The organism is Diaminobutyricimonas aerilata, from assembly GCF_002797715.1.
Lineage (GTDB): Bacteria > Actinomycetota > Actinomycetes > Actinomycetales > Microbacteriaceae > Diaminobutyricimonas > Diaminobutyricimonas aerilata.
On the sequence record NZ_PGFF01000001.1, the window covers coordinates 1,136,384 to 1,157,772 of the forward strand.

Genomic DNA, 21,389 nt, shown 5'->3' on the forward strand with positions numbered 1-21,389 from the left:
GCGGCACGGGGGACGGCCGCGACGGCAGGCGCCGCGGCCGCGCCCGTCAATGCTCGGGTCAGTGCTCGGTCGCCTTCTCGGCGCCGTGGCCGGTGAGGGAGCGCACCTCCATCTCGGCCTGCAGCGCCGGGCTCTCCTTCCGCCGCGAGACGAGCGTCGCGATGATGCCGAGGGCGAAGCCGATCGGGATCGACACGATGCCGGGGTTCGAGAGCGGGAACCACGAGAAGTCCACGTCCTTGAAGATCGACGTCTCGGTGCCCGACACGACCGGGGAGAACAGGATGAGCAGCAGCGCGCTGCCGAGACCTCCGTACATGCTCCACACCGCCCCGGCCGTCGAGAACCGCTTCCAGAACAGCGAGTAGAGGATGGTGGGCAGGTTCGCCGACGCCGCCACCGCGAACGCGAGCGCCACGAGGAACGCCACGTTCTGACCCTGCACCCCGATGCCGCCGAGGATCGCGAGGATGCCGATCACCACGACGGTGACGCGCGCGACGCGCACCTCGCCGTTCGGCGGCACCTCCCCGCGCTTGATGACGTTCGCGTACACGTCGTGGGCGAAGGATGCGGCGGCCGTGATGGTGAGACCCGCGACGACAGCGAGGATCGTCGCGAAGGCGACCGCCGAGATCACCCCGAGCAGCACGGAGCCGCCGAGCTCGAACGCCAGCAGCGGCGCCGCAGAGTTCACCCCGCCGGGGGCGCCGAGGATCGTCTCCGCCCCGATGAGCGCGCCGGCGCCGTAGCCGAGCACGAGGGTGAAGAGGTAGAAGATGCCGATGAGCCAGATCGCCCAGACGACGCTCTTGCGCGCCTCCTTCGCCGTCGGCACCGTGTAGAACCGCATCAGCACGTGCGGCAGGCCGGCCGTGCCGAGCACGAGGGCGAGAGCGAGCGACAGGAAGTCGAGTCGCGTGATGTCGGTCAGCCCGTACTGGGCGCCCGGTTCGAGCACCGCCTTGTCGCTGTTGGCGGCCGCGGCGCCGAGCAGTCCCGAGAAGTCGAAGCCGTTGATCGCCAGCACCCAGACCGTCATAACGCCGGCCCCCGCGATGAGCAGCGCCGCCTTGATGATCTGCACCCAGGTGGTGCCCTTCATGCCGCCGACGAGCACGTACAGGATCATCAGCGCGCCGACGACGGCGATCACGACCGACTGCCCGAGCGCCTCGTCGATGCCCAGCAGCAGCGACACGAGACCACCGGCACCCGCCATCTGCGCCAAGAGGTAGAAGAAGCAGACCGCGAGCGTCGTCGTGGCCGCGGCCATCCGCACCGGTCGTTGCGCGAGGCGGAACGACAGCACATCCGCCATCGTGAAGCGGCCGGTGTTGCGCAGCAGCTCGGCCACGAGCAGCAGGGCGACGAGCCACGCCACGAGGAAGCCGATCGAGTAGAGGAACCCGTCGTACCCGTTCACGGCGATCGCACCGCAGATGCCGAGGAACGACGCCGCCGAGAGGTAGTCGCCGGCGATCGCCGTGCCGTTCTGGAAGCCCGAGAACGAGCGCCCGGCGGCGTAGTAGTCGGACGCGGTCTTGCTGTTCTTGCTCGCCCGCAGCACGATCACGAGGGTGATCGCGACGAAGGCCGCGAAGATCGAGATGTTGAGGATCGGGTCGCCGATGGTCATCGCGACACCCCCCGGCGCTCGAGGTCGGTCCGCAGCTCTTCGGCGAGCGGATCCAGCTGACGGTTCGCGTACATGACGTAGGCGGTCGTGATCGCGAAGGTCGTGACGAACTGGCCGAGGCCCAGCAGGATGCCCACGTTGATGTTCCCGATCACCGGCGTCGCCATGAAATCGTGCGCGTAGTCCGCGAGCAGCACGTACGCGAAGTACCAGACGAGAAAGGCGATCGCGAGGGGGAAGACGAATCGGCGGTGCCGGCGCCTCAACTCCGTGAATCGGGGCGAGCGCTGCACCTCCTCGAACGTGTCGCCCTCGGGGGTGCCCGCGTGCGGTGCCGTGGAGTCGGGCGGTGGCAGATGCGTCATTCCAGCTCCTTCGCTGCCGCACGACGGTGTGCGGGCTACCCCATCGTTTCCAGCACTCGAGCGGGTGTCAAGCACCCCCGGGCGCGCCGAAGAGCGAGGGGAATGCGCTCGCCGCCCACGGATATCCCACGAACACGACGGCATCGATGAGCGTGTGCGCCACGATGAGCGGCACGAGCCGCCCGTAACGCGCATACAGCCAACCGAAGACGATGCCCATCCCGACGTTGCCGAAGAACGCCGGCACCCCCTGGTACAGGTGGTAGCTGCCGCGCAGCACGGCGGCAGTGAGGATGATGCTCCACCGGCCCCAGCCGAGGTCGCGGAGCCTGGCGAAGAGATAGCCGACCACGACCACCTCCTCGGTCACCCCGGCGCGCAGCGCCGAGAGCAGCAGCACAGGCACGGTCCACCAGTGGTCGTCGAGGGCGGTCGGCACGACGTGGGGGGTGAGTCCGAGCGACCGGCCGAGCAGGTACAGCCCGATCCCGGGAACGCCGATGACCACGACGAGCAGCGCGCCCAGCCCGCTGTCGCGCCCCACGCGATCCCCACTGATGCCGAGCCGGCCGAGTCGAGGCCGGGCCGTGGACCAGAGCAGGAACACCACGAGGGCGACGGGAGCGAGATCGAACAGGATGGCCAGCAGCTGGTAGATCAGGTCGAAGATCTCGCGGTCGCTCAGCGAGGCGTTGAGGGTGGCCGTCTGCCGGGAGATCGGCTCGTCACGAGTGAGGCGGTTGACGATCGCCACGATCGCGTACACCGCCGACTGACCGAACGACAGCGCGAGCACGATGACGACCTCGGCGACGAGCCGACGATCTGCGCTCGGTCGTTGCGTCGGCGGGAGGGTCACCTCACGATGCTAGAGGCGGCGGACAGGCGGATGCCGCACGGTGCCACCGACCCCTCGCACGTCCCGACGCCGGCGCGGAACCGGTTTCACCGTCGCGGCGGCGGGATGCTGCGCGCGATTCTTGCGTGACCCGGCTGCAGGCGCACGAAGCCTCCACTCTCGCGCAAAGTCGTTGCCTGTTAGGTTTCCGCTCTGTAACTTTTCCGGCCCTGGTTTTGCCTCACCCCGTCTGCTGCCTAGGGTTCTGTCTATCGAGCGTGGCTCGTGATGGGGGATCCCGCGCGACCGCGTACTCACTTTTCACCAGGAGGAACATTGCGTATCACACGTGTGGGAGCAGCAGCGGGGGGCCTGGCGATCGCCTCGGCCCTCGTGCTCGGCGGCTGCTCCGCCGGTGGCGGCGAAGAGACCGAGGGCAGCAACGCCTCGGGCATCATCACCACCAACGGATCTGAGCCCCAGAACCCGCTGATCCCGACCAACACCAACGAGGTCGGCGGCGGCAAGATCATCGACAACATCTTCGCGGGCCTCGTGTACTACGACGCTGAGGGTGCCGCCATCAACGACATGGCCGAGTCGATCGAGACCGAGGACAACGTCACGTTCACGGTCAAGGTCAAGGAGGGCCAGAAGTTCACGAACGACGAGGACGTCACCGCCGAGTCCTTCGTCGACGCGTGGAACTACGGAGCGGACGCCGCGAACGAGCAGCTTTCGAGCTACTTCTTCGAGGACATCCAGGGCTTCAGCTACGAGGAGAGCGTTCCGGAGCTCCCGGGCCTCAAGGTCGTCGACGACCAGACCTTCACCATCACGCTGAACGCGCCGCGCGCGGACTTCCCGCTGCGTCTCGGCTACTCCGCGTTCTACCCGCTGCCTCAGGCGGCGTTCGAGGACATGGACGCCTTCGGCGAGAACCCCATCGGCAACGGGCCCTACATGCTCGACGGTGAGGGCGCCTGGAAGCACAACGAGAAGATCGACCTCGTCGTGAACCCCGACTACGAGGGTGGCCGTAAGGCGCAGAACGACGGCGTCAGCATCATCTTCTACGCGACCCAGGAAGCGGCCTACGCCGACCTGCAGTCGGGCAACCTCGACATCATCGACCAGGTGCCGGACACCGCGTACGAGACCTTCGAGGAGGAGCTCGGCGACCGGGCGATCAACCAGCCCGCCGCGGTGTTCCAGTCCTTCACCATCCCGGAGCGCCTCGCGCACTTCGGTGGTGAAGAGGGCAAGCTCCGTCGTCAGGCCATCTCGATGGCGATCAACCGCGAGGAGATCACCGAGGTGATCTTCGCCGGCACCCGCACCCCCGCGCACGACTTCACGTCGCCCGTCATCGACGGCTACTCGGAGGACGTGCCCGGTTCCGAGGTGCTCGACTACGACCCCGACGCCGCGAAGGAGCTGTGGGCTCAGGCCGACGCCATCTCGCCGTGGGACGGCACCTTCCAGATCGCGTACAACGCCGACGGCGGCCACCAGGCCTGGGTCGACGCGGTGACGAACAACATCAAGAACAACCTCGGCATCGACGCGTCGGGCGCTCCGTACCCGACCTTCGCCGAGGCGCGCACGCTCATCACCGACCGCACGATCCAGACGGCGTTCCGCACCGGTTGGCAGGCCGACTACCCGGGTCTGTTCAACTTCCTCGGGCCGCTCTACGCCACCAACGCCGGTTCGAACGACGGTGACTACAGCAACCCCGAGTTCGACCGTCTGCTGCAGGAGGGTTCGGCCGCCTCGTCGACCGAGGAAGCCAACGAGCTGTTCCAGCAGGCGCAGTCGATCCTCTTCGAGGACCTGCCCGCCATCCCGCTGTGGTACTCCACGGTGCAGGCCGGCTTCTCGGAGCGCGTCGACAACGTCGCGATCGACTGGCACTCGGTGCCGCTCTTCTACCAGGTGACCGTCAAGGAGTAAGCCTCCGGGCTCTCCGCACCTGATAGTGGACACCCGTGGGGCGGCGGACTTCGATCCGCCGCCCCACAACCCTGTCCGCCGACGTGACGTAGCATGGTGCGTCGGCCCGGGCGGGCCAACAGACAGGCATTCTCCTTCATGACCGAATATCTCTTCGTGCGGGCGGACTCGTGACCGGGTACATCGTCCGTCGACTGCTGCAGGCCGTCCCCGTCTTCTTCGGGACCACGTTCCTCATCTACTTCATGGTGTTCGCCCTGCCGGGCGATCCCATCGTCGCTCTCTTCGGGGAGCGCACGCCGAACCCGGCGGTTCTCGAGCGTCTCAGGGCTGAGTACAACCTCGACAAGCCGTTCATCGTGCAGTACCTGCTGTACATCGGCAACATCTTCCAGGGCGACTTCGGCACCTCGTTCTCGGGTCAGCCCGTCTCGAGCATCCTCGCCCAGGCGTTCCCGGTCACCCTCCGTCTCGCGGTCATGGCGATCATCATCGAGATGATCGCGGGCATCCTGGTCGGCCTCATCAGCGGCCTCCGCAAGGGCGGCTGGTTCGACGCGTCGGCCCTCGCGCTCAGCCTCCTGCTGATCTCGGTGCCCATCTTCGTTCTCGCGTTCGTCGCCCAGTACTTCCTCGGCGTGCAATGGGGTCTGTTCAGACCGACGGTCGGTGGGGGTGCACCGATCCAAGACCTTGTGCTGCCGGCCATCGTGCTCGCGACGATCAGCTTCGCCCAGATCGTGCGCCTCACCCGCTCCGGCGTCATCGAGACGGCGCAGCTCGACTTCGTGCGCACCGCCTACGGCAAGGGACTGTCGCGGAACCGCGTCGTCCCTGTGCACGTGTTGCGCAACTCGCTCATCCCCGTCGTCACCTACCTCGGCGTCGACTTCGGTGTGCTCATCGTCGGAGCGACCGTCACGGAGGGCATCTTCAACGTGCCCGGTGTCGGACGCACCCTCTTCCAGGCCATCGTGCGCGGTGAAGGACCGACCGTCGTGTCGTTCGTGACCGTCATGGTGCTGCTCTACCTGCTCGTCAACCTGGCCATCGACCTGTTGTACGGCGTGCTCGACCCGAGGATCCGCTATGCCAAGTAAGAATTCGACCCGCCTGCCGCACTACGTGGCCCCCTTCGAGGACGACACGCTCGGCGCCGTCGACACCGTGCGCGCCGAGGGCAAGCCGAGCAACCTCTGGCTCGACGCCTGGCGCGACGCCCGCCGCCGCCCGCTGTTCTACGTCTCCGGCGTGCTCATCCTGCTCATCACGTTCGTCGCGCTGTTCCCGTGGCTGTTCACCGCGGAGCCGCCGAACAACAACTGTCTGCTCGAGAACAGCAACGGCGCTCCGGAGGCGGGACACCCGCTCGGGTACACGAAGCAGGGCTGCGATGTGTTCTCGCGCATCGTGCACGGCACCTCGACGTCGCTCACCGTGGGCGTGCTGGTCATCCTGATGACCTCGATCGTGGGCGTCATCGTCGGCGCGCTCGCCGGTTTCTACGGCGGCTGGCTCGACAGCGTGCTCTCGCGCGTCGGCGACATCTTCTTCGCGATCCCCTACATCCTCGCGGCCGTCGTCATCATGAGCGTCTTCTCCGCCTACCGCAGCGTGCCCGTCATCGCCTTGGCGATCGGGGCGTTCGCCTGGCCGTCGACAGCGCGAGTGTTGAGGTCGGAGGTGTTGCGGGTCAAGCACTCGGACTACGTCATGGCGGCGACCGCCATCGGCATCTCGCGCTTCAAGATCCTCGTGAAGCACGTGCTGCCGAACTCGATCACCCCGGTCGTCGTCATCACGACGATCGCGCTCGCGGGTGCCATCACCGCGGAGGCGACGCTGTCGTACCTCGGCGTCGGGCTTCCCAACAGCTTCATGTCCTGGGGCAACGACATCTCGCAGGCGCAGGCCGACCTGCGCACGTCGCCGCAGACGCTCATCTACCCGTCGATCGCGCTGACGATCACGGTGCTGAGCTTCATCATGATGGGCGAGGTCGTGCGCGAGGCGCTCGACCCGAAGGCGAGGGCACAGCGTTGAGCACCATCGATCCGAACACCCCCCTGCTCGAGATCAAGGATCTCGAGGTCGGATTCCGCACGCAGAACGGACTCGTCTCCGCCGTCCGCGGCGTCAGCCTCACGGTCATGCCGGGGGAGACCCTCGCGATCGTCGGCGAGTCCGGGTCCGGCAAGTCCACGACCGCGGCGGCCGTCATCAACCTCCTTCCGGGATCGGGACAGATCACCGGCGGTCAGATCCTCTTCGAGGGGCGCGATCTCGCCAAGCTCGACCGGCGCGAGATGGAGTCCGTGCGCGGGCGCCTCATCGGCATGGTCCCGCAGGATCCGATGTCGAACCTCAACCCCGTGTGGAACGTCGGGTTCCAGGTCGAGGAGGCCATCCGCGCGAATGGCATCGCGAGCAAGAAGGCGGATGTGAAGCGCCGCGCCGTGCAGGTGCTGCGCGAGGCGGGGCTCGACGACGCCGAGAAGCGGTTGCGGCAGTTCCCGCACCAGTTCTCGGGCGGTATGCGTCAGCGCGTGCTCATCGGCATCGGCCTCTCGGCCGACCCGAAGCTGCTCATCGCCGACGAGCCGACCTCCGCGCTCGACGTCACGGTGCAGCGCAAGATCCTCGACCACCTCGAGAAGCTCACGAGCGAGCGCAACACCGCGGTGATCTTCATCACGCACGACCTCGGCCTCGCCGCCGAGCGTGCCGAGAACATCGCGGTCATGTACCGCGGCAAGGTCGTCGAGTCGGGGCCGGCGCTCGAGATCCTGCAGAACCCGCAGCACCCCTACACCCAGCGGCTGGTGGCCGCGGCGCCGAGCCTCGCCTCGCGCCGCATCCAGTCGTCGGTCAGGCGGCACGAGACGATCGAGCACGAGACGCAGGACGAGGTCGCGGTCGTCGATCTCGTCGCCGCGGCGGAGACGCACGCCCAGGCGCGCCGTGCCGCCGCGTCGGCGTCGACCGTGCCGGCGATCGAGTTCACCGACGTCACGAAGGTGTTCAAGATCCGCACGGGCAGCTTCAGCTCGACGGACTTCACCGCGGTCGACAAGGTGTCGTTCAGCATCCCGCGCGGCACCACGATGGCGCTCGTGGGGGAGTCGGGCTCGGGCAAGTCGACGGCGGCGAAGCTGCTGCTCAAGCTCGAGGAGGCGACCTCCGGCTCGATCAAGGTGGGCGGCAAGGAGATCGGGCCGATGTCGCGGAAGGAGACCTTCTCGCTGCGTTCGACGATGCAGCCGGTCTTCCAGGACCCGTACGGTTCGCTCAACCCGCTGCGCAACATCGAGAACACGATCGGCGAGCCGCTGCAGGTGCACGGCTTCGGCGACAAGGCGGCCCGTCGGGCGCGGGTGAAGGAGGTGCTCGACCAGGTCGCCCTGCCGACGAGCGTGCTCACCCGCTACCCGAACGAGCTCTCCGGCGGTCAACGGCAGCGCGTCGCCATCGCGCGGGCGCTGTCGCTCAAGCCGGAGATCGTCGTGCTCGACGAGGCCGTCTCGGCGCTCGACGTGCTCGTGCAGGCGCAGATCCTGAACCTGCTCGCCGACCTGCAGGCGGAGCTCGGGCTGACCTACCTCTTCATCACGCACGACCTCGCGGTCGTGCGGGTCATCGCCGACAACGTCTGCGTCATGCGCAAGGGGCAGATCGTCGAGTCGGCGACCACCGATGAGGTGTTCGACAACCCGCGTGACCCGTACACCCAGGAGCTGCTCGCCGCCATCCCCGGCGCGAACATCGCCCTGGGAGCCTGACCGAGCACGACCGAGTGCCGCGACGAGTCGTGGCAGACTGAATCGATGGCTTCTTCCCGACGCGACCACCTGCGTCGGGGGGCAGCCGCGGTCCTCGTCGCGGCACTCGCCGGCTCGGCCGCAGGCTGCTCCCCGACGGGTCCCGAACCGGTCGAAGGCTCGACCGTCACGGTCGCCCGCAGCGAGCCGTTCACCTCGCTCAACGCGCAGACCTCCTACGGCAACCGCGGCACCAACGCCGCGGTGCGGCACCTGACGACGTCGCAGTTCGTCGCCTACGACGCCACTCCCGAGCTGGTGCGCGATGAATCGTTCGGCACCATCACCGTCGAGGACGAGGATCCGCTGACCGTCACCTACAGGGTGGCGGACGGGGTCGCCTGGTCCGACGGCGAGCCCGTCGACGCGGCCGATCTGCTGCTCTCGTGGGCGGCCAACTCGGGCGCCGTGAACACTCCGGAGTTCGACGACGAGCCGTACGTCGACGAGGAGACCGGGGCGTACGCCGAGGACTTCCCCGACGACGTCGTCCACTTCGACGGTCAGGTGAGCAACGGCCTCGCCGGGGTGACGCAGACCCCGGAGGTCGGGGACGACGGCCGGTCGATCACCCTCGTCTACGACCGCTACTTCGCCGATTGGGAGCTCGCCTTCGAGGTCGGGGTGCCCGCGCACGTCGTCGGCGCCCGCGCCCTCGGCATCGACGACGCCGACGAGGCGAAGGATGCGGTCGTCTCCGCGATCCAGGATCGCGACGAGGCCGCACTCGCTGCGCTGTCGCGCACCTGGAACGCCGATTTCAACCTCGACCGGATGCCCGAGGACCGGTCGTTGCTCGTCGCGAACGGTCCGTACACGGTGACCGGCATCGAAGCGGGGCAGAGCGTCGAGCTGACCGCGAACCCCCGCTACCGCGGCGAGCACCGCCCCGAGTTCGAGCGTGTCGTCCTGCGCACGATCAGCGACCCGCTCGAGGCGGTCGCCGCCCTGCGCGACGGCGAGGTCGACGTCATCACCCCGCAGGCGTCCGCCGACGTCGCCGCCGAACTGCTCGCTCTCGACGACGTCACGGTGCTGAGCGGGTCGGACAGCACGTACGAGCACCTCGACCTGCAGTTCACCGCGAGCCGGAACGGGCACTTCGCCGACGCCCGCGTGCGTGAGGCGTTCCTGCGGGTGGTGCCGCGACAGCGCATCCTCGACGAGCTCGTCGGCTCCATCCAGGAGGAGGCGGAACTGCGCGACTCGTTCGTGTTCATGCCGTCCGACCCGCGCTACGCCGACGCGGTCGCCGGCAACGGGTCGGACGAGTACGCACGCCCGGACCCCGAGCGCGCGCGGGAGCTGCTCGCCGAGGCGGGGGTCACCTCGCCCGAGGTCTGCATCCTGTTCTCCTCGACCAATCCGCGCCGCGTGCGCGAGTTCCAGCTCATCCAGGAGTCCGCCGCCGAGGCCGGATTCCGGGTGACCGACTGCTCCGCGCCCGATGCGGTGCCCGTCCTCGGCAGCCCGGGGGAGTACGACGCGGCGCTCTTCGGGTGGAACGTGCCGAACCTCTCCACCGCGGGCACGAGCGCGATCTTCCGCTCCCGCACGGGCATCGACAACCTCAACGGCTACGCCAACCCCGAGGTCGACGCCCTGCTCGACGAGTTGAGCGGGGAACGGGATGCGGATGTCCGTGCGCAGCGGCTCGCTGAGCTCGACGCCCTGGTGTGGCGCGACGCCTACGGGCTGCCCCTGTATCAGCTGCCCGTGCTCACCGGAGTGGGGCCCGGAGTGGAGAACGTGACGCGTTCGCCGCTGCCGCCCGGGGTGCTCTGGAACGTGTGGGATTGGCGCCCGACCGGAAGTTGACGCTTCCCCGGTAGAATGGAAGGCGCGGGCTCTCCCGCACCTCCCCCTTTTTCTCTCCCGTGAGGATGCTCCCGCATGGCCACTGCCATCCGTCGCGACCTGCGCAATGTGGCGATCGTCGCCCACGTCGACCATGGCAAGACGACCCTCGTCGACGCCATGCTGCGCCAGACCAACTCCTTCGAAGCCCACGCCCACCTGGAAGACCGGGCGATGGACTCCAACGATCTCGAGCGCGAGAAGGGCATCACGATCCTCGCGAAGAACACCGCGATCTCGTATGCCGGTGCTCACGCCACCGATGGTCCGATCACGATCAACGTGATCGACACCCCCGGCCACGCCGACTTCGGCGGCGAGGTCGAACGCGGCCTCAGCATGGTCGACGGCGTCGTGCTCCTCGTCGATGCGAGCGAAGGCCCGCTGCCGCAGACCCGCTTCGTGCTGCGCAAGGCGCTCGCCGCGAAGCTGCCCGTCATCCTGCTGGTCAACAAGACCGACCGTCCGGATGCGCGCATCGACGAGGTCGTCAGCGAGTCGCAGGACCTGCTGCTCGGCCTCGCGAGCGACATGGCCGACGAGGTCGAGGACCTCGACCTCGACGCGATCCTCGACGTGCCCGTCGTCTACGCTTCCGGTCGTGCCGGAGCGGCGAGCCTCAACAAGCCGGCGAACGGCTCGCTGCCCGACAACGACGACCTCGAGCCGCTGTTCGGCGCGATCCTCGAGCACATCCCGGCGCCGACCTACGACGACGAGCACCCGCTGCAGGCGCACGTCACGAACCTCGACGCGTCGCCCTTCCTCGGCCGTATCGCGCTGCTGCGCATCTTCCACGGCGAGCTCAAGAAGGGGCAGACCGTGTCGTGGGTGCGCCACGACGGCAGCACCCAGAACGTGCGCATCACCGAGCTGCTCATGACGAAGGCGCTCGACCGCTATCCGGCGGAGAAGGGCGGCCCCGGCGACATCGTCGCGATCGCGGGCATCGCCGACATCACCATCGGCGAGACGATCGCCGACCCGGAGGACGTGCGGCCGCTGCCGCCGATCACGGTCGACGACCCGGCGATCTCGATGACGATCGGCACCAACACCTCGCCGCTGGTCGGCAAGGTCAAGGGCCACAAGCTCACCGCGCGCATGGTGAAGGACCGCCTCGACCGCGAACTGATCGGAAACGTGTCGATCAAGGTCGTCGACATCGGACGACCCGACGCGTGGGAGGTGCAGGGGCGCGGCGAGCTCGCCCTCGCGATCCTCGTCGAGAACATGCGCCGTGAGGGCTTCGAGCTCACCGTCGGCAAGCCGCAGGTGGTCACCAAGACCGTCGACGGCAAGGTGCACGAGCCCTACGAGCACCTCACGATCGACGCGCCCGAGGACTACCTCGGTGCGATCACCCAGCTGCTCGCCGCCCGCAAGGGCCGTATGGAGGGCATGTCGAACCACGGCACCGGCTGGGTGCGCATGGAGTTCGTCGTGCCGTCGCGCGGACTGATCGGCTTCCGCACCGAGTTCCTCACCATCACCCGCGGCACCGGGATCGCCAACACGATCTTCCACGGCTACGACGAGTGGGCGGGCACCATCACGACCCGCACGAACGGCTCGATCGTCGCCGACCGTGCCGGCGTCGTGACCCCGTTCGCGATCGTCAACCTCCAGGAGCGGATGACGTTCTTCGTCAACCCGACCGAGGAGGTCTACGAGGGCATGGTGATCGGCGAGAACTCGCGCGCCGACGACATGGACGTGAACATCACCAAGGAGAAGAAGCTCACCAACATGCGCTCCTCCACGGCGGACACGTTCGAGTCGATGACGCCGTCGCGGCAGCTGTCGCTCGAGGAGTGCCTCGAGTTCGCCCGCGAGGACGAGTGCGTCGAGGTGACGCCCGAGATCGTGCGCATCCGCAAGGTCGAGCTCGACGCCAACGCGCGGGCCCGTGCCGCGTCGCGTCTCAAGCGCCAGGACGCGTAAGACGACCACCCTCCTGCCCGCCGCTGCCCAGGCAACGGCGGGCAGAATGGTGTCATGACCTTCCGTCGTTACCTGCTCGCCGGCGCCCTCGCGTCGGGCCTCCTGCTCACCGGGTGCACCGGCACGCCGCTCGACAACGCGGTGGAGGGACTCGTCGACCAGGGGGTCGAACAACTCCAGGGCGGCGTGGATCAGGCGATCGGCGACGCACTCGGCGGCGCCGATCTCTCCACCGACGGTCAGGTGCCCGAGGGCTTCCCGACCGACACGGTGCCGCTCACCGGCGAGGTGCGCGGCGGCGGTGCCGGTCCCAACGGGTCCGGGTGGGTCGCGCAGACGGTGCTCGGCTCCGCGGCCGACTACGAACAGGCGTCACAGGCCCTCGAAGACGCCGGGTTCACCGCATCCGTGAGCAATTCCGACGCGAACAGCGCCTTCGGTCAGTTCACCGGCAACGGCTACTCGGTCGTGCTGACCGTGGCGAGCGAGCAGGACGCGGTCGTCGCGACCTACATCGTGACGCCCGCCTGAGGCCCGGCCTCAGGCGAAGAGCCGCTCGCCGACCGGTTCGCCCGACCGTGAGCCGGGCGGCACCGCGAACACGCCCGAGCCGACGTGGCGCACGTACTCGTTCATGGCGTCGTTGCGCGCGAGCGAGAGCTGGATGGGCACGAACTGGGTGCGGGGATCCCGTTGGAACGCGATGAAGAACAGCCCGGCGTCGAGCCGGCCCAACTGGTCGTTGCCGTCGACGAAGTTGTAGCCGCGGCGCAGGAGTGTCGCCCCGCCGTTGTGCTCCGGGTGCGCGAGTGACACGTGCGAGGCGGGATCGATGAGTGGGGCGTCGTCACGTCCGGTCACCGAGAAGTCGACCGGGGTGAACTCCTCACCGCCGCTCAACGGAGCTCCGACGCCCTTCGTACGCCCGATCACCCGCTCCTGCTCCCGCAGCGACGTGCGATCCCAGGTCTCGATGGTCATGCGGATGCGACGAGCGACGAGGTAGCTGCCGCCGGTCATCCATGCCGGGCCGTCTCCGTCGTTCACCCACACGTGGCGTTCGACCTGGGTGGTGTCCTCCGCGCGGAGGTTCGCCGTTCCGTCCTTGAACCCGAACAGGTTCCGCGGGGTCGTCTGGGCACGGGTCGTCGACGAGGTGCGGCCGAAGCCGAGCTGCGACCACCGCAGCGTCGCCCGGCCGAAGGCGATGCGCGACAGGTTCCGGATGGCGTGCACCGCGACCTGCGGGTCGTCGCTGCAGGCCTGGATGCACAGGTCGCCGCCGCTGCGGTTCTCCTCGAGGGCGTCGCCGGGGAAGTGGGGAAGCTCCTCGAGTGCGTCGGGTCGACGGCCGGCGAGCCCGAACCGGTCGTCGAAGAGCGTCGGTCCGAAACCGAACGTGATGGTGAGCCCACCGGGCGGCAGGTCGAGCGCCTCTCCCGTATCGTCCGGCGGCGCGTCGTAGGGTCCGCTAGCCGCCCCGTAGGGCCCGGCGCCGAGGCCGGTCGTCATCCGTTCGGCCGCGGTCGTCCAGTCGGCGAGCAGCTCGAGCAGTTCGTCGCGGGTGATGTCGCTCACGTCGAAGGCGGCGAAGTGCAGCCGGTCCTGGGCGGGCGTCACGATGCCGGACTGGTGCAGCCCGCGGAACGGGTAGGTGCGTGCGACGGCTGATCCGTTCCCGAGGGTGGCGGTCGCGGCGTAGGTGGCGCCGCCGCCGAGGGCGGCGCCGGCGACTCCCGCCCCGGCGAGCCCGAACAGCCCGCGCCGGGAGATCCCGCCCGTGGTCACAGCACGAGTGCGGCGGTGATGCCCGACAGCGGTTCGGCGAGCGCGTTCACCTGGTCGGACAGGCCGCGCACCTCGTCGGCGGTCAGCTCGGTGTAGAGACGGAACCCGTCTCCGACGCGCTGCGCGTCGAGGAGTTCCTGCAACGCGGCGAACTCGGTGTCGAGACGCTCGACGAGCTCGGCGTCCTCCTTCGCCAGGATGTCGCGGACGCCCTCGTACAGCACGCGCGCCCCGTCGACGTTGGCCTGGAAGTCCCACAGGTCGGTGTGCGACCAGAACTCCTCCTCGCCGGTGACCTTGCCGGTCGCGACCTCGTCGAGCAGGCCGATCGCGCCGTTGGCCTGCTGGTCGAGCGTGAACTCGAGGTCCTGCACCTTGCTGTGCAGGGTCGCGGTGTCCGCGACGAGACGCTCGGCGAGGTCCGCCCGCTTCTCCGGCGGGTACGGCACGAACCCGGCCTCGGCCTCGGCGGGCCAGAGGTCCTTCTCGATCGCGTGCCATCCCGTCCACTCCTGGCCGGGCTCGAGGTCCGCCTCGCGCAGGTCCATGCGCGGGTCGAGGTCGCCGAAGGATTCCGCAACCGTCTCGATGCGCTCCCAGTGCACGCGGGTGGGCGCGTAGAGGGCGCGCGCGGCGTCGTCGTCACCGGCGATGTAGGCCGCGGCGAACTCCTCCGTGCCGCTCACGAGCTGCTCGACCTGGTCTTTCACGTAGGCCTTGTAGTTGGCGTTCGCGGTCTCGACCTGCTGAGCGGTGTCGCCGCTCGCGGCGAGCTCGACCCCCGAGTCGGTGACGGTGAACGGGGACTTGTCGACCCCCTCGCCGACCATTCCCGGCTTGCACACCGTGAAGTAGTCGCCGGGGGTGGCCTGCACGACGAGGTCCCGGCTCAGTCCCGGCCCGATGTTCTCGACCTCGCCCACGATGCGCAGTCCGTCGTCGGCGAGCAGGTAGAACTCGGTCACCTGGTCGCCGGCGTTCGAGACGGTGAACACCACGTTGCCGCTCGGCGCCTCGGAGGCCGAGACGGCGCACGAGTCCGCGGTGCTCTCGACGGAGAGCCGGGCGGTGTCGCCGCCCTGGGGTGCGTTCGGCACGCATCCGGCGAGCAGCAGCAGGGCGGCGGCACCGGATGCGGTGATGAGTGCGGGGCGCAGGGCGCGGCGGGTCATCGGACTCCTTCGAGCTGGGCCGGCGCGGACGCCGGTCGGGCGGGTCGGCGTCCGCGCAGCGACGCGCGGACGAAGAGGGTGAGCACCGGGACGGCGTAGGCGACCCACACGGCCGCCTCCAGCCAGGTGGTCGCGGGGGAGAAGTTGAAGATGCCCTTGAGCAGGGTGCCGTGCCAGCTGTCCGGAGGAACGATCGCGCTCACGTCGAACACGTACGAGGTGAGACCGGGCAGCACCCCCGCCTCCTGCAGGTCGTGCACCCCGTAGGAGAGCACGCCGGCGGCCACGATCACGAGCAGCGCACCGGTCCAGGTGAAGAACGGCGACAGGTTGATGCGGAGGATGCCGCGCTGGATGATCCAGGCGAGGGCGATCGCCGTCGCGATGCCGAGCAGCGAGCCGACCAGCGGCAGGGCGCTCGAACCGGTCACCCGGGCGGCCGCCCACAGGAACAGCGCCGTCTCGATGCCCTCGCGGGCCACCGCGAGGAACGCGACGAGCACGAGACCCCACCCCGCTCCGGCGATGTGGGTGTCGACGTCGTGGCGCAGGTGACTGCTCAGGTCGCGGGCGGCCCGCAGCATCCAGAACACCATCCAGGTGACGAAGCCCGCCGCGACGATCGACAGCGTTCCGCCGATGAGCTCCTGCGCCTCGAACGAGAGCCCGTAGGCGCCGAAGGTGAGCACGGCCCCGAGGGCGAGGGAGAGCAGGACCGCGAGTCCGACCCCGAGCCAGATGCGGGGCAGCACGTCGCGGCGGTCGAGCTTCACGATGTACGCGACCAGGATGCCGACGACGAGTGCGGCCTCGAGCCCTTCGCGCAGGCCGATGAGGTAGTTGGCGATCATCTCTCTCCCGGAGTCGCCCGTCCGGAAGTGGCGTGCGGCGAGGTTAGCCTACCCTAAGTCCGCTCGCTGATCCGTCCCGTGCTCAGCGGTCCCGCCGCGCGCCCTCGGTATCCTGGCCCGAACCGGGACGGGGGAGCCATGTCGAATCGCGCGCAGCGGGCGCTCATCGTCGTCGCCGACCCCGCCGACGCGATCGTCCTCGCGGCGGGAGTGATCGCGACGCTGACCTCCGCGGGTGGACACGTCACCGTCGTGAGTTGCCTCGAGACGCAGGACGGAGCGGACGTGTCGCGCGCGCTCGCCGATCTCGGCGTGCATGACCATCGTGTACTCGGTCACGCCGACGCGCGCCGCACCGGTCTCGCGCCGCGCCGCTACGTCGCGACGGCGGTGAACGAGACCCCGTTCGGGCGTGAGCCGGCGCCCGGAGCCGACCACGATGCGCTCTGCCGCGCGGACGCCGGCGAGGTCGCCGCCGATGTCGCCACGGTCGTGCTCGACGTGAGACCGGATGTCGTGCTCGGCTACGACGAGTGGGGCGGCGATCGCCATCCCGACCGCATCCGCGTCTACGAGGCGGCACGACGCGCGGCCGAGGTGATGGGCGTGCCGTACTACGCCGCCGACGGCGCCGACGCGGGGCGCACCGCGACACTCCGGCTCGACCCGGATCGGCACGCGGCGGAGCGCAAGGCCGCCGCGCTCGCCGCGCTCGGACGGACGTCCACGGGCGCGATCGAGCGTTTCACCCGACTGCGGCGGCACCCGGCACCGGAACGCACCCGCCTTCCCAGCCTGCTCGCGGGCGCGCTCATCGCATTCCTCGCCGGCGCCGGGGTCGGCGCTCTCGGCACCATCAGCCACCAGTTCTCGCCGCCGTGGGGCATCGCGCTCGCCCTGCTCGCCGTCGCGGGACTGGTCGTGGGACTTCGGGTCGTGTTCGGCACCCGCACGATGTCGTTCGCCGCGACCGTCGGGGTGCTGGGCGCCGCCGCCTTGTTCACACTGCCCGGCGGGGGCGGATCGGTGCTGGTGCCCGGCAACGAACTCGGATACGTCTGGACCTTCGGTCCGGTGCTGATCGCCCTCTTAGCACTCGGCTGGCCGAGGATTCCGCAGCGACCGACACCGTAGACTGACGAGGTGACCTACGTCATCGCGCTTCCCTGTGTCGATCTGAAAGACCGCGCCTGCATCGACGAGTGCCCCGTCGACTGCATCTACGAGGGCGACCGGATGCTGTACATCCACCCCGACGAATGCGTCGACTGCGGTGCGTGCGAACCGGTGTGCCCGGTCGAGGCGATCTACTACGAAGACGACCTGCCCGAGCAGTGGTCGGACTACTACAAGGCCAACGTCGAGTTCTTCGAGGACATCGGATCGCCGGGCGGCGCCGCCAAGGTCGGAGTCATCCACAAGGACCACGAGCTCGTCGCGGCGCTCCCGCCGCAGGCGAGCGGGGAGTGAACGCATGAGCATCGACCTGCCCGACTTTCCCTGGGACGCCCTGAAGCCGCACGCGGAGACCGCGAAGCGTCACCCCGGCGGCCTCGTCGACCTCTCGGTCGGCTCGCCCGTCGACCCCACCCCGCAATCGGTGCGCGACGCCCTCGCCGCGGCATCCGACGCCCCGGGATACCCGCAGACGGCCGGAACGCCGGAGCTGCGTGAAGCGATCGTCGCCTGGTACACGCGCCGCCGCGGCGCGGCCGACGACCTCTCGGTCGAGAACGTGCTGCCCACGATCGGCTCAAAGGAATTCATCACGAGCCTCCCGCTGCTGCTCGGCCTCGGCCCCGGCGACGTCGTGGTGCAGCCGACCATCGCCTACCCGAGCTACGCCATCGGCGCTGCACTCGCCCGCGCCGAGGTCGTCGCGAGCGACGACCCCGCGTCGTGGCCCGAGAACACGAAGCTCATCTGGCTCAACAGTCCCGGCAACCCCGACGGCCGCGTGCATTCGGTCGAGTTCCTGCGCGCCGCCGTAGCGCGCGCTCGCGAACTCGACGCCGTGATCGCCAACGACGAGTGCTACGCCGAGTTCGGCTGGCAGGACGAGGCCGTGCCGAGCATCCTCGACGCCCGCGTCACCGACGGATCGCGCCGCCTCGTGCTCAGCGTCTCGTCGCTGAGCAAGCAGGCCAATCTCGCCGGCTACCGCGCCGGCATGGTCGCCGGCTGCAGCGAGGTCGTTCAGGCGCTGCTGAAGGCCCGCAAGCACGCCGGCCTCATGGTGCCGGCGCCCGTGCAGGCCGCCATGGTCGCCGCCCTCAATGACGACGCGTCCGTCGCGCAGCAGCGCGAGCTGTACCGGATGCGGCGCGAACTGCTGCGCTTCGCGCTCGAGCGCGCCGGATTCCGTGTCGACGCGAGCGAGGGCGGCCTGTACCTGTGGGTGACCCGCGGTGAGGACTCGTGGGCGACCGTCGAGGCGCTCGCCGAAGTCGGTGTGCTCGTCGCTCCCGGCGCGTTCTACACCTCCGGTGTCTCCGAGCATGTGCGCATCTCGATCACCGTCGTCGACGATCGGCTGGTCGCGGCGGTCGACCGTTTGACGGAACTCGCCAAACGCTGACCTCTGGTCCTGTGGGGGGACGTTCTGGCGTTCTTTTGCCCATAGGCTGTAACGCGGACCTCGCGGGCGACGCCACGACCGACGCCGGCGTCCATGACCCCACGACGGCGAACACTCAGGAGATCCAGTGAGCGACGACGCAGCCAAGGCCACACTGACCTTCCCCGGCGGAACGGCCGAGTTCCCGATCCACCGGAGCGTCGACGGCAACCCGAGCATCGACATCTCGACGTTCACGAAGCAGACCGGGTACACCGCTCTCGACTACGGCTTCGTCAACACCGCCGCCACCCGCAGCGCGATCACCTACATCGACGGCGACCAGGGCGTTCTGCGGTACCGCGGCTACGCGATCGAGGACGTCGCGGCGAACTCCACGTATCTCGAGGTCGCCTGGCTGCTGATCTACGGCGAGCTGCCCACGCCGAGCGAGCTGAGCGAGTTCGAGGAGCGGATCCGCCGTCACACGCTCCTGCACGAGGACCTGCGTCGCTTCTTCGACGCGCTGCCGCACACCGCGCATCCGATGTCGGTGCTCTCGAGCGCCGTGTCGGCGCTGTCGACGTTCTACGAGGGCTCGCTGAGCGTGCGCGACCCCGAGCAGATCGAGATCTCGACCATCCGGCTGCTCGCGAAGCTGCCCGTCATCGCCGCGTACGCGCACAAGAAGAGCCTCGGCCAGGCGTTCCTGTACCCCGACAACTCGCTGAGCTTCGTCGAGAACTTCCTCAAGCTGAACTTCGGCACCATGGCCGAGCCGTACGAGGTCGACCCCGTGCTGTCGAAGGCGCTCGACCGCCTGCTGATCCTGCACGAGGACCACGAGCAGAACGCGTCGACGTCGACCGTGCGTCTCGTCGGCTCGACCGAGGCGAACCTGTTCGCCTCGATCTCGGCCGGCATCAACGCCCTCTACGGCCCGCTGCACGGCGGGGCGAACGAGGCCGTGCTCAAGATGCTCGGCGAGATCCGCGACTCCGGCGAGAGCGTCGAGCGTTTCATCGAGCGGGTGAAGAACAAGGAGCAGGGCGTCAAGCTCATGGGCTTCGGTCACCGCGTCTACAAGAACTTCGACCCGCGCGCCCGGCTCGTCAAGCAGAGCGCCGACGAGGTGCTCGAGGCGCTCGGCGTGCAGGACCCGCTGCTCGACATCGCGAAGCAGCTGGAAGAGGCCGCGCTGGCCGACGACTACTTTGTCGAGCGGCGTCTCTACCCGAACGTCGACTTCTACACGGGCGTGATCTACAAGGCGATGGGCTTCCCCACGCGCATGTTCACCGTGCTGTTCGCGATCGGCCGCCTGCCCGGCTGGATCGCCCACTGGCGCGAGATGAACACCGACCCGGCCACGAAGATCGGCCGCCCGCAGCAGCTCTACACGGGCGCCCCCGCGCGCGACTGGCCCCAGCGCTGACACTCGCGGCACGCGCATCCGCGTGCCGCGCGTCTGATTGTCCGACACCCTCGCGGCGAATCGATCAGCGGCGGTCCTGCGAACGTCCGAGTTGGCGAAAGCATCGCCACCCGGGGGCGTTTTCGCGATGGATTCGCCAACTGGCGCTGTGCGAGCTGCTCGAGTCGAGTCGAGACGCGCGGCAAGAGTGGCTATGCGTGCAGGGCGGCGTTGAGCTCGATGCCGCGCCCGGCGCGGGGGAGCACCTCGACGGCGCCGGTGAGGGAGTTGCGGCGGAAGAGCAGCCCCGGCACCCCGCTCAGCTCGGCCGCCTTCACCACGCGCGGCTCGGAGCCCGGCACGAGCACCGTCACCTTGGTGCCGGCGGTCACGTAGAGGCCGGCCTCGACGACCGAGTCGTCGCCGATCGAGATGCCGATGCCGGAGTTCGCACCGAGCAGGGCACGCTCGCCGATCACGACGCGCTGGGTGCCGCCGCCGGAGAGGGTGCCCATGATGCTCGCGCCGCCGCCGATGTCGGAACCGTCGCCGACGACGACGCCCTGCGAGATGCGACCCTCCACCATCGAGGTGCCGAGGGTGCCGGCGTTGAAGTTCACGAAACCCTCGTGCATGACGGTGGTACCGGGCGCGAGGTGCGCGCCGAGCCGCACCCGCGACGCGTCGGCGATGCGCACGCGCGGCGGGCTGACGTAGTCGAGCATCCGCGGGAACTTGTCGAGCCCGAGGAACGAGATGCCCGCGCGCTGCAGCTCCGGCCGCAGGCGCGCGGCGTCATCCGGGTGCATCGCGCCGGCGGTCGTCCACGCGACGATCGGCAGGTGCCCGAAGATGCCGTCGAGGTTGATCGTGTTCGGCGCCACGAGGGTGTGGCTCAGCAGATGCAGCCGCAGGTATGCGTCGGGGGTGGATGCGGGGGGCGCGTCGAGGTCGATCTGCACGGTGACGAAGTCGGTGCGCACCGCGCGGCGCTCGTCGGTGCCGACGAGCGTCTCGAGCGACGCCGGGGCGATGTGCGGGTCGGTGCCCTCGGGCAGGGCGCCGAGGCGCGGCTCCCGGAACCACGTGTCGAGCACCGTGCCGTCACGGGCGATCGTGGAGAGGCCGTAGCCCCAGGCGGCGCGGGACGCGGAAGTCGACTCGGTGCTCATCGCCTCCAGGGTATCGGT

General features: G+C 69.1%; 18 protein-coding genes. 11 read left to right on the top strand and 7 right to left on the bottom strand.

Annotation, left to right across the window (positions count from 1 at the left end):
• Positions 1 to 58: 58 nt before the first annotated feature.
• From CLV46_RS05505 to CLV46_RS05515, 3 genes are all read right to left on the bottom strand, one after another.
• Positions 59 to 1,639, bottom strand: a complete 1,581-nt coding sequence (locus tag CLV46_RS05505; protein ID WP_100363849.1) for a solute symporter family protein — start codon at positions 1,637 to 1,639, stop codon at positions 59 to 61.
• Positions 1,636 to 2,004, bottom strand: a complete 369-nt coding sequence (locus CLV46_RS05510) for a DUF485 domain-containing protein (protein WP_100363850.1) — start codon at positions 2,002 to 2,004, stop codon at positions 1,636 to 1,638. Before CLV46_RS05510 ends, CLV46_RS05505 begins: the two co-directional genes overlap by 4 nt.
• A 67-nt stretch (positions 2,005 to 2,071) precedes the next feature.
• Positions 2,072 to 2,863 (bottom strand): CPBP family intramembrane glutamic endopeptidase, encoded by a 792-nt coding sequence (locus CLV46_RS05515; RefSeq protein WP_100363851.1) that lies wholly within the window; start codon positions 2,861 to 2,863, stop codon positions 2,072 to 2,074.
• Between the two features lie 315 nt (positions 2,864 to 3,178).
• Between CLV46_RS05515 and CLV46_RS05520 the strand changes: the two genes are divergently transcribed.
• From CLV46_RS05520 to CLV46_RS05550, 7 genes are all read left to right on the top strand, one after another.
• The gene (locus CLV46_RS05520; RefSeq protein ID WP_245866548.1) at positions 3,179 to 4,798 is read left to right on the top strand and encodes a peptide ABC transporter substrate-binding protein; all 1,620 of its coding nucleotides are present in this window, start codon (positions 3,179 to 3,181) and stop codon (positions 4,796 to 4,798) included.
• Positions 4,799 to 4,968: 170 nt separating this feature from the next.
• Entirely contained in the window at positions 4,969 to 5,898 is a 930-nt protein-coding gene (locus tag CLV46_RS05525) for an ABC transporter permease (RefSeq protein ID WP_100363853.1), read from the top strand.
• Positions 5,888 to 6,841 (top strand): ABC transporter permease, encoded by a 954-nt coding sequence (locus tag CLV46_RS05530; RefSeq protein WP_100363854.1) that lies wholly within the window; start codon positions 5,888 to 5,890, stop codon positions 6,839 to 6,841. Before CLV46_RS05525 ends, CLV46_RS05530 begins: the two co-directional genes overlap by 11 nt.
• A complete protein-coding gene (locus tag CLV46_RS05535; RefSeq protein ID WP_100363855.1) occupies positions 6,838 to 8,577 on the top strand; it encodes a dipeptide ABC transporter ATP-binding protein in 1,740 nt (579 codons plus the stop codon). Before CLV46_RS05530 ends, CLV46_RS05535 begins: the two co-directional genes overlap by 4 nt.
• Positions 8,578 to 8,622: 45 nt before the next feature.
• A complete protein-coding gene (locus tag CLV46_RS05540; protein ID WP_100363856.1) occupies positions 8,623 to 10,434 on the top strand; it encodes an ABC transporter family substrate-binding protein in 1,812 nt (603 codons plus the stop codon).
• 75 nt (positions 10,435 to 10,509) lie between these two features.
• On the top strand, positions 10,510 to 12,417 hold the full coding sequence (gene typA, locus CLV46_RS05545; protein WP_100363857.1) for a translational GTPase TypA: 1,908 nt from the start codon (positions 10,510 to 10,512) through the stop codon (positions 12,415 to 12,417).
• Positions 12,418 to 12,471: 54 nt separating this feature from the next.
• Positions 12,472 to 12,948: a hypothetical protein gene (locus CLV46_RS05550; protein ID WP_100363858.1), complete on the top strand. Its 477-nt coding sequence runs from the start codon at positions 12,472 to 12,474 to the stop codon at positions 12,946 to 12,948.
• Positions 12,949 to 12,957: 9 nt separating this feature from the next.
• Here the strand turns inward: CLV46_RS05550 and efeB are convergent, their stop codons facing one another.
• The 3 genes from efeB to efeU are packed head-to-tail and all read right to left on the bottom strand — an operon-like array spanning position 12,958 to position 16,228.
• Positions 12,958 to 14,205, bottom strand: a complete 1,248-nt coding sequence (efeB, locus tag CLV46_RS05555; RefSeq protein ID WP_100363859.1) for an iron uptake transporter deferrochelatase/peroxidase subunit — start codon at positions 14,203 to 14,205, stop codon at positions 12,958 to 12,960.
• The gene (efeO, locus tag CLV46_RS16940; RefSeq protein WP_100363860.1) at positions 14,202 to 15,377 is read right to left on the bottom strand and encodes an iron uptake system protein EfeO; all 1,176 of its coding nucleotides are present in this window, start codon (positions 15,375 to 15,377) and stop codon (positions 14,202 to 14,204) included. Before efeO ends, efeB begins: the two co-directional genes overlap by 4 nt.
• Positions 15,374 to 16,228, bottom strand: coding sequence for an iron uptake transporter permease EfeU (gene efeU / locus CLV46_RS05565; RefSeq protein ID WP_100363861.1), 855 nt, complete (start codon positions 16,226 to 16,228; stop codon positions 15,374 to 15,376). The genes efeO and efeU overlap by 4 nt, the downstream gene beginning before the upstream one ends.
• 138 nt (positions 16,229 to 16,366) lie before the next feature.
• On the opposite strand from efeU, the gene CLV46_RS05570 reads away from it, so the two are divergent.
• The 4 genes from CLV46_RS05570 (at position 16,367) to CLV46_RS05585 (ending at position 20,220) form a co-directional block, all read left to right on the top strand.
• A complete protein-coding gene (locus CLV46_RS05570) occupies positions 16,367 to 17,362 on the top strand; it encodes a PIG-L deacetylase family protein (protein ID WP_100363862.1) in 996 nt (331 codons plus the stop codon).
• Positions 17,363 to 17,371: 9 nt separating this feature from the next.
• The gene (gene fdxA, locus CLV46_RS05575) at positions 17,372 to 17,698 is read left to right on the top strand and encodes a ferredoxin (protein WP_100363863.1); all 327 of its coding nucleotides are present in this window, start codon (positions 17,372 to 17,374) and stop codon (positions 17,696 to 17,698) included.
• A 4-nt stretch (positions 17,699 to 17,702) separates the two neighbouring features.
• The gene (dapC, locus tag CLV46_RS05580; RefSeq protein WP_100363864.1) at positions 17,703 to 18,806 is read left to right on the top strand and encodes a succinyldiaminopimelate transaminase; all 1,104 of its coding nucleotides are present in this window, start codon (positions 17,703 to 17,705) and stop codon (positions 18,804 to 18,806) included.
• Positions 18,807 to 18,933: 127 nt separating this feature from the next.
• Positions 18,934 to 20,220 carry a citrate synthase gene (locus tag CLV46_RS05585; RefSeq protein WP_100363865.1) on the top strand — a complete coding sequence of 429 codons (1,287 nt, stop codon included), beginning with the start codon at positions 18,934 to 18,936 and terminating at the stop codon, positions 20,218 to 20,220.
• Positions 20,221 to 20,411: 191 nt separating this feature from the next.
• Here CLV46_RS05585 and dapD read toward each other — a convergent pair whose 3' ends face one another.
• The gene (gene dapD / locus CLV46_RS05590) at positions 20,412 to 21,371 is read right to left on the bottom strand and encodes a 2,3,4,5-tetrahydropyridine-2,6-dicarboxylate N-succinyltransferase (protein WP_100363866.1); all 960 of its coding nucleotides are present in this window, start codon (positions 21,369 to 21,371) and stop codon (positions 20,412 to 20,414) included.
• Between the last annotated feature and the right edge of the window lie 18 nt (positions 21,372 to 21,389).